Consider the following 14549-nt stretch of genomic DNA (forward strand, 5'->3'; position numbering starts at 1 on the left):
TAAAAACTGCTTTTCGTTTTTAAGCGAAAGCAGGTTCTACAGAAACGATGTCGATGATTTTTTCCATAATCGACATTAGATCATAGTCTTTTGGAGTAAAGATTTCTCGAATTCCCATTTTTTTGAGTTCATCAAAATCGGATTCAGGAATGATTCCACCAATCACAACAGGGATTTTTGCCTTGTAATGCGCTAGTTCATCAAACAACTGTTTTACGATTTCTTTGTGAGATCCAGAAAGGATGGAAAGCCCAATCACATTGGCATTTTCTTCCACAGCAGATTGTACGATTTCTTCAGGAGAGAGGCGAATCCCTGAATAAATCACATCAAAACCACTATGTTTTGCTGAGACTGCAATCATCTCTGCACCATTGGAATGACCATCAAGTCCTGGTTTCCCCACGACAATTTTTGGCCTATGTCCATTGGCCTTAGTAAAGGCTTCCACTTTGGAACGAACCGTAGAAACTTTATCATCCGACAAAAAGAGTTTTTGTCCATCCACACCGGTAGGTGGGTTGTATTCTCCGTAAACTTCCCTCAGTGCATCAGCCCATTCCCCTGTGGTGACGAGTGCTTTGGCACAAGCGATGGAGAAAGGCATCAGATTTTTTCCTTCTTTTGCTGCTTTTTTTAAGTCTTCAATGGATTTTTTGGCAAGATCGGCATTCCTACGAGACTTTGCTTCTGCTAGAACGTTTAACGTTTGTTCTGCGGATTTTGGATCTACTTTAAAAATTCCACCATCGGAGTCTGTCATCAGTGGAGATTTGATTCCATCGGTCCATTTGTTTTTACCAACAATCACAAGTTCATTGGAATTGATTTTAGAAAGCCTTTCTGTTTGTGATTTTACAAGTTGAGACTTCATATAACCATTTTCAATGGCAACAAGGGCACCACCCATATCGATGATTTTTTGGATTTCCAGTTTTGCTTCTTCTTTAAGAGCCTTCACTTTGGATTCAATCACTTTCGATCCTTCAAAGATGTCTGGATATTCTAGAAGGTCTGTTTCATAAGCAAGAACTTGTTGTAATCGAAGTGACCATTGTTGGTCCCAAGGTCTTGGTAAGGATAATGCTTCATTCCAAGCAGGAAGTTGGAGGGCACGACATCTTGCATTTCTTGAAAGTGTCACACCTAAGGATTCAATGAGAATTCTCCATGCATTGTTTTCTGGTTGTTCTTCTGTAAGTCCTAGTGAGTTGACTTGCACTCCATATCGAAACACTCTGTATTTGGCGGTTTTTACGCCGTAACGTTCTTTGGTAATTTCTTCCCACATTTCGGTGAAGGCGCGCATTTTGCACATCTCTTCCACAAAACGAATCCCGGCGTTGACAAAGAAAGAAATTCGACCCACACATTGTTCGAATTCGTCTGCGGTAAAACAATTTCTTTCTTTGATGGCATCTAACACGGCAATGGCTGTGGCAAGTGCAAATGAAAGTTCTTGTACAGGGGTCGCACCAGCTTCTTGTAAGTGATAAGAACAGATGTTAGATGGGTTCCACTTAGGGATATTGTGTAAACAATATTCATACATATCCACGATGATTTTCATGGATTCTTTCGGCGGATAAATATAGGTTCCACGAGCTAAATATTCTTTGATTAGATCATTTTGTGTGGTTCCGTTTAATTTTTCGAGAGGAACTCCACGTTCTTCGGCAAGGGCCACATATAGCGAAAGTAACCACATGGAAGTTCCATTGATGGTCATAGATGTGTTCATTTCTTCGATCGGGATTTGGTCGAACAAAATGCGAAAATCTTCAAGTGAATTGATAGGAACACCGACCTTACCGATTTCGGGACGTGATACCTCGTGATCGGAACTATATCCACATTGGGTAGGGAGATCAAATGCAATGGAAAGACCTGTTTGGCCTTTAGAAAGGTTCTTTCTGTACAACTCATTGGAGGCTTTTGCATTGGTATGACCTGCATAAGTCCTAAAAATCCACGGTTTGTCAGGTTTTCCCTGTCCATTCTCGTCCACGAGAAGGTATTCTTTTTTTTCGGCGGACATTCTTTGCCTCGTTTTATAAATTCTATGTATAATTGAAAATCTTCTGGAATATTTTCACCTAAAAATTTATACAGGACTAGGCAAATTGAGCCTTTTCCAAGATGCGAGACCCAAAACCTTTTTCACCACTTCCTTTCTTTTTTAGCATCTTATTCTTAAGTTTTGCCTTTGCTTTGTTCTCCTATTTTAGACCTTTTCCTACTTCAGAAACGGAATGGGAGTTTTTGGCCAATATTAAGGCAGCTGTGGAAGAGGGGGGACTGGTTTCCTCCCGGGAACCTCTTGCCATTTGGTTTGTGGTCGCATGGAAAAAACTCTTTGGAATGAATTATATTCCATCCTTTCTTGTGTTAGCTGGTCTTTTTTATAGTTTGTTTCTCCATTTGTTTATGCTACTGCTTCGGTCTGAAGAGTGGAAACGTAACCATTATCTTTTGGTTTATCTGGCTGCTTTTTTACCTTTTTCTTATGGATTTCCCACTTCTTATTTTACAGAAACCCTTTGCCTTGTATTTTTATTATTAGTTTTTTTAACATTCCGATTGGAAAAGATGACGGATCTTCTTGTTTTTCCCACCTTTACTATCCTTGCTTTCTTTTCTAGTTTCATTATGTTTTATTTGGGGTTTACCTTTTTTGTGATTCTGACTGGGATTCGTGGTTCGAGAAAGGCAGCCCAAAAAACATCAGTGTTTTATAAAAAGAAAAATGTGCCGTTTTTATTTTTACTTGGATATTTAGGATTTTTTCTTCTCTCTCTCATTTACTTTTCGTATGCAGATTTTTTTGGACCAAACTCCATTAGTTTTTTATTCAAAACTTGGTACACATCTGCACTTCTGATCCTTTTGCCACTTGTAGTTCTTGGAATTGGACACGTATTATTAAAAACAGAAAAAGAATTAAATACAGTCACGGCATCGATTGTAATCGTAGTCTCCATTGCAGTTTCCATTTATTTTATATTCAAAAATCTAAGTGCTTCTGACAAAGAACCTTGGGAACTCCAATCTAAAAATCTAACCAAAGCTTTTGGACAGGCTCTTATTTTAAAATCGGATCCTATTTATTTACCGAAAGAATTCTCTTTTGCTTTCTATTTCCAGACAGGTACCAAAACCAAATACATGCGTGAGGAAACTGTTTCTGATAAATCTTTCTTATATGTAGAAGGAATTTGGAACCAAGACATACAATTGGTTCAGAAATCGGGACTCTTTCGAAGGAATCAAAGAACTTTTTCCATTGTTCCCATCAGTGAAGATGATGTTCTCATCCAAAGGGCTACATCAGAAAAAATAAAAAATGAAAAGAATTTGAATTTTATTGCGAAAAAAGTGGACGATGCCTGGTTTTCGATTCCCGCCAAACGTCCGTTTGATCTTTATACTGCGGGATTACAGAAAAAATTTGGATATTTAACTTTCTATTGAGAATTATTAAAAACTTTTAGGAACTAAAGTCTTTATAATATCGTTTCACTTTGTTTACGTACTTTTGAGTTTCTTCGTAAGGAGGAATCCCTTTGTAACGTTTCACAGCCCCAGGGCCCGCATTATAAGCGGCAATTGCTTTTTCTGGATCTTTGAATTCCTTCATAAGACCTTTTAAAAATTTCACTCCACCGCCTATATTGTCTTCAGGATCAAATGGATCATTCACTCCCAGTGATTCAGCGGTTTCTGGCATGAGTTGCATAAGACCCATTGCGCCTTTCGGAGACACCGCATTGGGTTTGAATCCTGATTCGGCTTTCACCATCGCCTTGACTAAGTTAGGGTCCATTCCTTGGGATTTGGCAATGGATTCAATGGTTCCTAAGATATCATTTGGTTTGGTTTTCGTATCCGGCTGGAGAGAGGTATTGGATTTGAATCCAACTTCTTCGGGGAAGGGGAGAGAAATTCCATCGGCTTTTTCCTTGGGATTCAATCCTTTTAGTTGGATTTCCGGATGGGAACGGTTCCATTCTCTTTCTAGGACATCGGGAAAGGAGACAAGGGATTTGGGATTTTCTGACAGTTTGGAAAGGGATTCCATTCGGTTTAACACAGATGATACAGAAGGAATATCAGAAAGTCTCACATCCTAAGGATCGACAGAGTTTGTAAAAACTAAAGAAAAAAAATATGTCTCATTAGCCGACTTCTGGGTTAATGGACTGCAAATCTTTGAGGGAGAGTGGTTTGACAAGATACCCTTTGACATTTGGGAATTCAGTGGAACGAGCTTTGTCTGTGGGGTCGATAGAGGAGGTCAAAATATAGATGGGCAGTTTTGCGTATTTTGGATGTTTGCTAATTGCTTTTAAGAATTCCCAACCATCCATCACAGGCATATTCAAATCTAAAAATAACATATCTGGATCATTGGAACTTGCGAGGAGTGCATTCAGAGCATCCTCCCCATTTTGGAATCCCTCGATTTCATCGGCAAAGGAAAACTTTTTCATCAAAGTTTTGATAAGAAATGTGGTAATCACATCATCTTCCACTAGGTAAACCATATTTAAATGTTTCATAAATTACAGAGAGATCCGAGCGAATTTTGATAAAAAATAAAAAGAAAGCAAGAAATAAACATCCTTTAAAGTGTATGCGGTGATGTGAGAATCTCAGGTCTCAGGATTTCTTTTAATTTTTTTTCTTCCAATAATCCGAGTTCCAAAACAATCGATTCGACGGAGCGGTTCTCGGAAAGTGCCTTCTTTGCGACAAGGGTTGCATTTTCATATCCGATGTAAGGATTGAGTGCGGTTGCAAGACCCGCAGAAGTTTTAGCCCTCGATTCTAACAACTCACGGTTGGCAGTGATCCCACTAATACAATTGATTTCTAATGTTTTACAACCAGCAGTTAAATGTTCAATACTTTTAAAAAGACTATGGGCAATGATAGGTTCAAAAGCATTTAACTGGAGTTGACCTGCTTCTGCGGCCATCGTGATGGTGATGTCATTTCCAATCACTTCATAAGCAATTTGGTTGACCACTTCGGGAATCACAGGATTTACTTTGCCTGGCATAATGGAAGAACCAGCCGCTTTGGCAGGTAAGTTGATTTCATTAAATCCACCTTGGGGTCCACTGGAAAGAAGCCGTAAATCATTACATATTTTTGATAACTTTGTCGCAATACGTTTGAGTATTCCGGACAACTGAACAAAAGCTCCTGTGTCCTGAGTGGCTTCGATTAAATTTGGAGCCGCCACCAAACTGAGTCCCGTATCATTTGCTAAAATTTCTGTTACAATTTTTGAATAACGAATATCTGTATTGATCCCTGTTCCAATGGCAGTGGCACCCAAATTGATTTCACCGATAAGGGAAGTTGCTTCTTTTAATCGGCTAATATCCTCACCTAACATAACATCATACGTTGAAAATTCTTGACCAAGAGTCATAGGGACTGCATCTTGTAATTGAGTCCTGCCAATTTTTAAAATATCTTTAAACTCTTCTGATTTTTTGCGAAAAGCCAATTGGAGTTCGCCCATTGCATTGAGTAAACCTTTGATGGCAAATACTGCGGCCACTTTAATCGATGTGGGATAAACATCATTAGTACTTTGGGACATGTTTACATCATTCAACGGGTGTAAGTGGGAGTAGTCTCCCTTGGGAAATCCAAACATTTCTAGTGCAATGTTTGTGATCACCTCATTGGCATTCATATTGGTGGAAGTTCCTGCTCCCCCTTGGATGACATCTACGACAAATTCGGAATGAAATTCTCCTTTCAAAATTCGATCACAAGCATCAGAGATCATTTTTGTTTTTTCCTCTGAAAGTTGGCCTAGTTGCCAATTGGCTTTGGCAGAAGCTTTTTTGATATAGGCAAGGGCTCTCACTAAATCGGGGTAGGTCCCAATGGTTTTCCCAGTAATGGGATAATTTTCCAAAGCCCTTAGGGTATGGATTCCCCAGTAAACATTTGCGGGAAGGTCTCGTTCTCCCAAAAGGTCGTGTTCTCTGCGTGTTAGTTTTGTCATAGGTATTGATTTTCTATTGGATAGGACGAAAGATACTCGACCAAATCCAAATGGAAAGAAGATTTATCATGCTACCGATGAAAAACCCATTCTTATCAATTTTCCTATTTGTTTTCTGTTTGTTTTCCTTGTTTGGAAAAGAAAAAAATTCCGCGAATGTATCTTGTAAACAGAAAGAAGAAACTGTAAAAACTATTTTTCAGTTATTGCCGGATTCAGAAAGGTCTTGTATCGATATTGCTAAGCTCGTTTTGACAGAAGAAGATGAAGAGGGAGAAAAATTAGACAAAGAGTATACCGAACTTTTTTTGAAAGTTTGTGAGCTCAAACGGAAAAAACTTTCCTTGGAAGAAATTCGTGAAAATTTAGGTTTCACAAAACAATGCAGTATTGCTGTAAACGTGCTGAAAAAGAATTGATTCTTTAAAAGGAACGGCTTATCTTTTTTGCAAGTTTTATGCTAAAATACAGTTTCGTTTTCTTGTCCTTTCTAGTTCCTGCTGTGCTTCTACCCTGTGAACCTTTTGCAGCCAAAACACTAACACCTATTGATCATTCAACGAAGGATAAAAGTTTTAATGAATTTAAAATAAAATTTTTAAAAATTCTAAAATCAAAAGATAGAAAAGCTTTGGAAGAGGTAATCGACAAAGACATCCATTTTTCTTTTGGTGGAGAAGCTGGGAAAAAAGATTTTTTAAAAACCTTCCAACTAACAGAAAAACCATCCTCTTCCAATTTTTGGGAACTTATGGAAGAAACTATCAAGTTAGGGTTTCGGCAAAATAGTGAAGGCCAAATGGTAGCTCCTTATTTTTTTGAAACTTTCCCTGGTGACTACGACCCCTTCACTCATTATTTGGTGATTGGCAAAAATGTAAATGTAAGAGAAGATGCTACTAAAGATTCAAAGTCAATTACACAACTCAGTTACCAAATTGTAAGAGCAGAAGCTGATGATTTGGATGGAAGACGACTCGAAAAAGAAAGTAATTGTAACTGGAAAAAAATATGTACACCGCAAGGCAAACCAGGTTATGTATGCGATCGGTTTTTACGTAGTCCTCTAGACTACAGAGCTTTTTTTGAAAAAAAGAAAAACAACTGGTATCTAACGATATTTATCGTTGGCGATTGACCTTTGTTAAATAAAAGTCCTCGTTGGATTTTTCTTGAATCAAAGTGATATGGGATTTAAATTTGGTGAAACCATTATCGAAGGAAACTTTTATGTTAAAAAAAATTCTGTTTGTTGCTTTAGCGTTTTCGCTAACCAATTGTCTTGTCTTAAATCCAGTGGGAGCAACGATCGATCGTGAGAAAGGTACCGAAGTTGCGTCCAAAATTACCGATGCAGCAATCCAGACAGACCTAATCAATTCAACTATTTTGGTCGGTCGGCCTTTTATCTCAATTTACAGTTTAGTAGCAGCAGATATCGCTAAAATTGAATCTGATAAATATTATATTAAAGCTGATGTGGACCAGTGTATTTCTGATATCAAAGGATTTAAGGGTTTTGTTTTTGGTTCAGCGATTGCAAATATCCTTTCTTGCCAAGACTTAAAAACAGATGGATACTTAACGGGAGAACCATTTCCTAGTTTTTAATTTTAATAATTCCCTGCCTTTTTTCGAAGGTAGGGAACTCTTCCTCATTCTTTCGGGTCATATTCACCAAACAAACAAGGAAGGTTTTATGATCTCTCTCAAACAAGTTTTAAAAATCACAACAACAGTCGGTCTTGTATCGGTGATGGCTTTTGCTTTTGGAAATTGCCGTGGACACAAAGATTTTGAAAAAAGAATCGAGTGGGTAGCTTCAAAACTCACATCAAAACTAGATTTAGATGATACACAAAAAGCAAAGTTAGAGTCTATCAAAGCGGAACTCATTGCCAAACACAAGGAAATGAAACCGAAACACGAATCTTGGGCCAAAGAAATGGCAACACAGATTCGATCTGAGAAGATTGACACTAAGTTGTTAGATAAAATGAGTATCGAAAGAGAAACTCGCCACCAAGAAATGCGTAAGTTTTTTCAGTCAAAACTCGTTGAATTCCATGCAGTACTCAAGCCAGAACAAAGGGAGAAGTTTGCTGATTTAGTGGAGCGTTTCGCAAGTCGTCACCAACCACCGGAAGAGTGAACAATGCCAGAATTTGACTTCGAAACAGTAGTCAAAGAAACCAAACATTTGGTTTTAAAAACGGTCGGTGATACCCTCATCGATCGTTTTGATGATTCTACAGAAGATGTAGTGCAGGAAGTATACTTCCGTGTTTTTAAATCATTGGAAAAAGGTGGTTTTGATGGTAGATCCAAAATCTCTACTTGGATTTACACCATCGCTCGCAATGAAGCACTTCGCATGAATGAAAAACGATTACGAGAAGAAGAGAAGGCAAAAAGGTATTTGGTCAAAAACAAAGTCCAATTGTCTGGGGTAAGGAAAGAAGCTTCATTTGAAAGAGATGAATGGATTGAGTCTATGCTTATGCAAATCCCTGAAGTATATCGCCAAACATTACGTCTATATTTGGCTGGTAAAACCATGGAAGAAATTGCGAAAGAACTGGAAGTGAGACAAGGAACTGTAAAATCTCGATTGTTTCGAACCAAAGAATGGATCCGTAAACATATACCTGGAGGTAGAAATGAATTCCAAGAATCCTAAAAAATGGGAACATCTTCTAAATGATTCTGACTTTGAATTGCGTTTGGTAAGACAAACCAAGGCAAGGATCAGGAAGGAGAAGACTAAACGCAAAGTTTATGCCACTTTGGCAGCTTGCACACTGTTCTTTAGTTTTGTGTTTTACAATGAATTTGTTTGGGAACCGAGTGAGCTCTCAACTAATGTCCATTATCTGGTTGAGGAACTAAGTTCAGAATCTATTGTGAGTTTGAGTCTGTATTGACATATATCAAGAAAGAGAACAGGAGGTTTTTTTTAAAAAGAGTATGTTTTTAATTTTTCTTGCGTCATAATTAAAGTGGGAAGTGAAATTATGAACGCCTGCATTTTATACCTCAACAAAAAGAGAATAGAGATGATTCAGTTTGAATCGGATCAAATGGAATCGAGAACTTGGGAGAAGTCAGTGGATTCAGACGTCTGGGATTTTGAAGACATCACAAAAACTCTACAAGCTCCAACAGAGGTGATTTTGGTAGGGGAGTCGGATCTCAATACGCAGTATCGACGTTGGTTAGCGAACCACGATAGAAATGTGGCAAAAAAACTCATTGCAGTGATTGGCAATAACAACGAAAACAAAATTAACCAGGATTTAGTAAGCCACTTCAAAGAAAAATACTTCCGAGGACGCGGTTTTTAATTTAGATCCGAACCTCCGACAGGGTAGAAGGAAGGAAACAGTCAAAGCTAAATTACTTTATAGAAGGTGGTCGCAGGATTCTCCGTGAGAGTGGAAGAATAATCGATAGAGTAAAAAGCCAAGAGAAGTTAAAATCACAATAGTCCCAAAAGCAGGGATCCACTTAGTTGGAATTTTGTGTCTCCATTTCCCAACGATCCATCCAAGGCCAGTTAATGCGGGAACCGTTCCCATATAAAAGAATAACATCACAAATCCACCGTTTAGAAGTGAACCTGTAGCAAAGGAAGCGGCATACGCTGGATACAATACCCCGCAAGGGAGAAGGGCACTCACCATCCCAATTCCAAAACCAAGGCCATTTTTACTAAACCGGGAACGAATGGTTTCTATAAACTTACGTATTCCTTGTGGTAAATATCCAAAGGAAGAAGTTGATTTTGTGGAATAGGTGCGGATGGTAAAGACTATTAAAAATAAAAAAGTGAGAACCCCTGCGACCCCACGAACCGCCGTTAAATCACCGAGAGCATTGGCACCTTTCCCAAGAAATCCTAATACCATACCAAGAAATGAATAGGATATGAGTCTTCCTGAGTGATAGAGGTAAATGGGGATTTGTTTTCCCTTTTCCGTTTGTAATAACGAAACAAAGGGACCACACATCACTACACAATGGAAACTGCTAATAAATCCATAAACAAAAATGGAGCCAAAAAAACTAAGATTTGCTAGTTGGTCCATCAGTTGAATTTGGTTTAGATTGGTTCTCTTGAGGGTATTCTTCCTCAAAGAACATTCTATATTTAGGTGATTCAATGTCTTCGAACTGACCTTTTCGAAAGGCTGTGATAAAGACATAAAGAAAGAAGGCGGCAATACACATTGCCATAGGTATTGTTAAGTAGAGGGCTTCCATTGGGGGATCCTTATTCTTATGGAAAGAGAATTGAGAAGGACTGTCAAGCTGGAACAGGCCATAAATACAGCACAGATCACTGGTAACATAAGACCGAACATGGCAAGGGGCAACATAATCGAGTTATAACAAAAGGAAATGATGATGTTTTGTAAGATCACCTCTCTTGTTTTTTTGGCAGAGAGTAGGGAATGGACAAGTCCATTCAAATTTCCAGAAGTCAATACCACATCTGATTTTTCTAAAGATAAGTCTTCTGCTTCTGTATGAGAGATCGATACATTGGCCTGAGCCAAAGACAAACTATCGTTGATCCCGTCACCCACCATAATGACAACATTTCCTTTTCCTTGCGCCTGACTGATAAGATTTCTTTTGTCTTCTGGTGAAAGGTCAGAAACATATTTCTCAATACCGAGAGAGTCGGCAATATATTTCACTGCCGCAAAACGGTCCCCTGAAAGGATAGAAATATTCGGAACAAAATGTTTAAGAAGAGAAACAAAGGAACGAGCTCCAGGACGGATTTCATCGGCGAGTAAAAAACTTCCCAGATACATTCCATTCACAGCAAGTAAAATCAAAGAACCTTCCCCTTCGGGTAAATTTTCCATTGGGATTTTTTCTGTTTCGAGTAAGGTTTTATTTCCGATGAGAACTGAAAGTTTTTTAGAATCCACTTCTAACTCGGCTTTGACGCCTCTTCCTGGAATGTTTTCTAAATGGGAAAGTATAATGGACTCAGCTCGTTTGGTAACAGAACTAAAAGGTTGCAAATACTTCACAAGAGATTTTGCTAAAGGATGATTGACTTCTTTTTCAATTCGATAAACAAGCGGTAGGTGGTCCTCTTTGACTGAAACTTGTCTTACTAAAAACTTACCTTCGGTCAGTGTACCTGTTTTATCTAAGAAGATGGTATCGGCTTTGGCAAGTGCTTCCACAACGGATGGATTTTTTAAGAGTACACCTTTATCGGCATTAAGGATATGGTTGGTGACAAGAGCTGTTGGAACAGATATCCCAAGTGCACAAGGGCAAGCTACAATAAGTACCGAGATAGTTGTGACAAGACTTTGTTCTAAATTTCCACCGGATATATAATACCATACAAAAAAACAAAGAAAAGCCAGGCCAAAGACAACGGAGATAAAGTAAGACGCAATTCTTTCTGTTAGGATTTGTAGTTTTGGTTTGAGGTGTAAGGCTTCCTCTAACCTGAGTTTGAGGGAAGAAAGTGTCGATGCATGGTAATCAGATCCCGCAACGATGAGAGCAGGGTTATCCATAGCGAGTGAACCTGCAAGAATTGTATCTCCTTTCTTTTTTCGAATGGGTAAAGACTCACCTGTCAAAAAAGATTCATCTACATAAGTTTGTTCGGATATTAGGATCGCATCGATAGGAATACGTTTTCCTGGAGCCACTCGAATCGTATCGCCAATTTTGATTTCGGAACTAGGGATGGTTTCTTCGCCAGCCTCAGTCACTCGCACTGATGTTTCGGGAAGTTTGCAAAGGATGGATTCCAATTTGTCGGAAGCAAACACCCTTGCTTTTTCTTCGAAGTACTTCCCAATCAAAATAAAGAAGTAAATCATTGCCACGGAGTCAAAATAAACTTCTCCAACATCAGTTAAAGTTACATAAACCGAATAGAAGTAGGCCATTGAAATTCCTAAAAACAATAGGAAGTCCATCGAAAGGGTTCTTCGTCTGATGCTTGTTAGGAACCCGGACATAAAAGGGTATCCCGAATAGAGATAAGCGGGAGTGGCAAATACCCAAGAAGCATAATGGAAGAGGCGTTTGATGTCCAAATCAATTCCAGTGAAGTAACCGGAATATAAAGCCACACTTAGGATCATGATGTTTCCAAAACAAAATCCAGCCACACCAATGCGTAGGAGTAGGGTCTTTAATTGTTTTGTTTTTTCTATGGTGCCATCTGTGGGCGAAAAAAGTACGGGTTTATAACCGATGGCGCGGATGAGGGATAAAATACGAGAGATTTTGATTTTGGATCGGTCAAACCGAATCCGAGCTCTTCCAGAAGCAAAGTTAATTTGAGCGGAAAGGATTCCTTCTTCTTCGTTTAAAACTTTTTCGTTAATCCATACGCAAGCCGAACAATGGATATTTGTAATTTGTACAGAGACCTCGGAAAATTCTCCCGACTTTCGAACAAATTTTTCATAAACAAGTTCGTTTTCTACATCTGCATCAGAGTCCTCGATCCTAACTGGATCGAGTTTGGTATTTCCCTTTAAATTGTAGTAATAACTTCCACCAAGCGAGTTAATGATGGAATAAACCGTTTCACATCCTTCACAACAAAAAACTTTTGTATCATTCCCGACTTTTGCTTCGATCCTTACCAACCGGATCTGATTTCCGCAGTGGTCACATTCTGTTTTTGTTAGATCAGAAACAGTTTCGTTCATTTAACAGATATTTTTCCTTCTCTTTCAAAGGACTTACCATCTATGTCAGCAACCAGTCTTAAATTCCATGTTCCTTTTTCTAAAAGTGGGATTTTTCCAACAAACCCATTGGCTGTTGGTGTTAAATTGAAATGCGCTGTATTTTTGGTAGTTGCATTTCTTTCCAAATAAACTATCATCGATTTTGCGTTTTGATTTGTGAGTGTTCCGTTTTTTTCCAGTTGGACCGAAATTTCCGATTCACCCATTGGGAGTAAGACTTGGTTGTCCCAATTGGTTTTGATTAGATAACCTTCTTTCAAAAGTTCTTTTTGGTTCTCGATGGCTTTTTCATAGTTCAAACCAATTTCGTAATAGTTTTTGTCCATCACTGGTTCAAAGTTTTTATAGGTCAAACGAATGGTATAAAAAGTTGCCGCAACAAGTGCTGTAAAACTAAACAGAACCACATACATGGCATTTCTTAGACTGGGGTGTAATTCTTTAAACATCATTACCTCCTTGGTAATGTTAAGGAGAGTTTTTTCTCCAATCGTTCCTCTGGATCCTCTGCATTTTGTAATACAATGGAACCTGGCAAATAACCTTCATTTAATTCTTGTTCGGTGAGAGGTTGTGTCTCTAATACTACAGAAATACTTTTGATTTCGCCTGATCCTAATTTGAATTTGTTGTTTTCTTCGCCGGAGCGAATTAAGATTTCTTTTCCATGTCTTGTGTCAGAAGCAGAAAGTTGGAATTCTTTTTCAATCGGCGCAATATTTTGAATGCGTAGAGCAACAAAGGCTCTGATTTTATTGTCTGGAATTAAGATGGGAGGCATTGATTTGTTAGATGCCGCAATCATTGACATAGGAGTTCTTGTGACAAGTTGAATGATAGCACCTGTAACAACCACCGTGAGTAGGATGGCATAAATCACAGTTCTTGGTCTAATCCATTTGATTTTTGCCCCTGTTTCAATTTGTTTGAGTGAAAAATATCCAATCAGAGTTTTTTTGTTTTCTTTTGCCATGATGGAAGTGCAAGCATCCACACATTTCCCACAGGCTACACAACCCACTTGCAAACCATCACGGATATCGATCCCGGTAGGGCAGACCACCACACACATATTGCAGGCAATACAATCCCCAATTTTGGTTTTCCCATCCCGACGCGGTTCCCCTCTTTTAAAATCATAAGTGACGTTCCAAGAATGTTCATCCATAAGGAGAGTTTGGAACCTTGCATAAGGGCAGGCATATCGGCAGAACTGTTCCCGGATGAATCCGATATCGATAAACATTGCTGCCGTAAAAAATAATGTAAAATAAAAGTATGTTTGATTTACGAAAGAGAGACTAACATAGTCTGCCAACATTTCGTATGGGCTAACAAAATAGCCAATCCAATGAAAAGATGCGATAAAAGAGACTACAATCCAGAGAAAATACACTGTGTATTTGCCTACGATGGATGCATCTTTTTTTCCATATTTAGAATCTAAAACAAACCGACCAATTCGATCGAAAAGATCGGTATAAATAGTTTGAGGGCACCCCCATCCGCACCATACACGGCCGATGACGGAGGTGAAAAAGAAAAGTGAAAGTCCCATCGTAAGAAGGAAAAACCATAAGATCAGTCCTTCCTGCGGGATAAAAAGACCACCAAACAAGTGAAACACCCTGTGCGGGATGTCCAATCGAATGAGAGGGCTACCTTCTGGTAACACCACCCAAGGAGCGATTAAAAATAAACCTACGAGAAAACTCATTACGAAGTTTCTACGTGTTCTTACCTTTCCTTTCTGTGGTCTTGAAATGATCATT

At 38.7% G+C, this 14549-nt stretch carries 17 protein-coding genes; 8 read left to right on the forward strand and 9 right to left on the reverse strand.

Going from position 1 to position 14549, the window contains the following annotated elements:
* Window positions 1-19: 19 nt before the first annotated feature.
* Complete coding sequence (locus tag EHR07_RS02765) at window positions 20-2038, reverse strand: protein meaA (protein WP_135743670.1); 2019 nt, start codon at window positions 2036-2038, stop codon at window positions 20-22.
* Window positions 2039-2139: 101 nt separating this feature from the next.
* Between EHR07_RS02765 and EHR07_RS02770 the strand changes: the two genes are divergently transcribed.
* Window positions 2140-3471, forward strand: a complete 1332-nt coding sequence (locus EHR07_RS02770) for a hypothetical protein (RefSeq protein WP_135743671.1) — start codon at window positions 2140-2142, stop codon at window positions 3469-3471.
* A 16-nt stretch (window positions 3472-3487) separates the two neighbouring features.
* On the opposite strand, the gene EHR07_RS02775 is transcribed toward EHR07_RS02770, so the two are convergent.
* The 3 genes from EHR07_RS02775 to EHR07_RS02785 all read right to left on the reverse strand — a co-directional run bounded on the left by EHR07_RS02775 (window position 3488) and on the right by EHR07_RS02785 (window position 6028).
* On the reverse strand, window positions 3488-4123 hold the full coding sequence (locus tag EHR07_RS02775; protein ID WP_135743672.1) for a lytic transglycosylase domain-containing protein: 636 nt from the start codon (window positions 4121-4123) through the stop codon (window positions 3488-3490).
* A 52-nt stretch (window positions 4124-4175) separates the two neighbouring features.
* On the reverse strand, window positions 4176-4559 hold the full coding sequence (locus EHR07_RS02780) for a response regulator (protein ID WP_135743673.1): 384 nt from the start codon (window positions 4557-4559) through the stop codon (window positions 4176-4178).
* 65 nt (window positions 4560-4624) lie between these two features.
* Window positions 4625-6028 carry an aspartate ammonia-lyase gene (locus EHR07_RS02785; RefSeq protein ID WP_135743674.1) on the reverse strand — a complete coding sequence of 468 codons (1404 nt, stop codon included), beginning with the start codon at window positions 6026-6028 and terminating at the stop codon, window positions 4625-4627.
* A gap of 68 nt (window positions 6029-6096) precedes the next feature.
* Here EHR07_RS02785 and EHR07_RS02790 point away from each other — a divergent pair, with 68 nt between their 5' ends.
* The 7 genes from EHR07_RS02790 to EHR07_RS02820 all read left to right on the forward strand — a co-directional run bounded on the left by EHR07_RS02790 (window position 6097) and on the right by EHR07_RS02820 (window position 9372).
* Window positions 6097-6447, forward strand: a complete 351-nt coding sequence (locus tag EHR07_RS02790) for a hypothetical protein (protein ID WP_135743675.1) — start codon at window positions 6097-6099, stop codon at window positions 6445-6447.
* 38 nt (window positions 6448-6485) lie between these two features.
* Complete coding sequence (locus EHR07_RS02795; protein WP_135743676.1) at window positions 6486-7166, forward strand: SH3 domain-containing protein; 681 nt, start codon at window positions 6486-6488, stop codon at window positions 7164-7166.
* A 92-nt stretch (window positions 7167-7258) separates the two neighbouring features.
* Window positions 7259-7639 carry a TIGR04452 family lipoprotein gene (locus EHR07_RS02800; protein WP_135743677.1) on the forward strand — a complete coding sequence of 127 codons (381 nt, stop codon included), beginning with the start codon at window positions 7259-7261 and terminating at the stop codon, window positions 7637-7639.
* An 88-nt stretch (window positions 7640-7727) separates the two neighbouring features.
* On the forward strand, window positions 7728-8180 hold the full coding sequence (locus EHR07_RS02805) for a Spy/CpxP family protein refolding chaperone (RefSeq protein WP_135743678.1): 453 nt from the start codon (window positions 7728-7730) through the stop codon (window positions 8178-8180).
* A gap of 3 nt (window positions 8181-8183) precedes the next feature.
* The gene (locus EHR07_RS02810) at window positions 8184-8708 is read left to right on the forward strand and encodes an RNA polymerase sigma factor (RefSeq protein WP_135743679.1); all 525 of its coding nucleotides are present in this window, start codon (window positions 8184-8186) and stop codon (window positions 8706-8708) included.
* Window positions 8689-8952 (forward strand): hypothetical protein, encoded by a 264-nt coding sequence (locus EHR07_RS02815; protein ID WP_135743680.1) that lies wholly within the window; start codon window positions 8689-8691, stop codon window positions 8950-8952. The genes EHR07_RS02810 and EHR07_RS02815 overlap by 20 nt, the downstream gene beginning before the upstream one ends.
* Window positions 8953-9084: 132 nt before the next feature.
* Window positions 9085-9372 (forward strand): hypothetical protein, encoded by a 288-nt coding sequence (locus EHR07_RS02820; protein ID WP_135743788.1) that lies wholly within the window; start codon window positions 9085-9087, stop codon window positions 9370-9372.
* Window positions 9373-9429: 57 nt separating this feature from the next.
* Here EHR07_RS02820 and EHR07_RS02825 read toward each other — a convergent pair whose 3' ends face one another.
* From EHR07_RS02825 to ccoG, 5 genes are read right to left on the reverse strand one after another with little or no spacing between them, the layout of a single operon-like run.
* On the reverse strand, window positions 9430-10116 hold the full coding sequence (locus EHR07_RS02825) for a sulfite exporter TauE/SafE family protein (protein WP_135743681.1): 687 nt from the start codon (window positions 10114-10116) through the stop codon (window positions 9430-9432).
* Complete coding sequence (locus EHR07_RS02830) at window positions 10094-10291, reverse strand: cbb3-type cytochrome oxidase assembly protein (RefSeq protein ID WP_135743682.1); 198 nt, start codon at window positions 10289-10291, stop codon at window positions 10094-10096. Before EHR07_RS02830 ends, EHR07_RS02825 begins: the two co-directional genes overlap by 23 nt.
* Complete coding sequence (locus EHR07_RS02835) at window positions 10273-12735, reverse strand: heavy metal translocating P-type ATPase (RefSeq protein WP_135743683.1); 2463 nt, start codon at window positions 12733-12735, stop codon at window positions 10273-10275. Before EHR07_RS02835 ends, EHR07_RS02830 begins: the two co-directional genes overlap by 19 nt.
* A complete protein-coding gene (locus EHR07_RS02840; protein ID WP_244288905.1) occupies window positions 12732-13229 on the reverse strand; it encodes a FixH family protein in 498 nt (165 codons plus the stop codon). The genes EHR07_RS02835 and EHR07_RS02840 overlap by 4 nt, the downstream gene beginning before the upstream one ends.
* Window positions 13229-14548, reverse strand: a complete 1320-nt coding sequence (gene ccoG, locus EHR07_RS02845) for a cytochrome c oxidase accessory protein CcoG (protein ID WP_135743684.1) — start codon at window positions 14546-14548, stop codon at window positions 13229-13231. The genes EHR07_RS02840 and ccoG overlap by 1 nt, the downstream gene beginning before the upstream one ends.
* Between the last annotated feature and the right edge of the window lies 1 nt (window position 14549).

Origin of the sequence: Leptospira bandrabouensis, from assembly GCF_004770905.1 — a bacterium.
Taxonomy (GTDB): Bacteria; Spirochaetota; Leptospiria; order Leptospirales; family Leptospiraceae; genus Leptospira_A; species Leptospira_A bandrabouensis.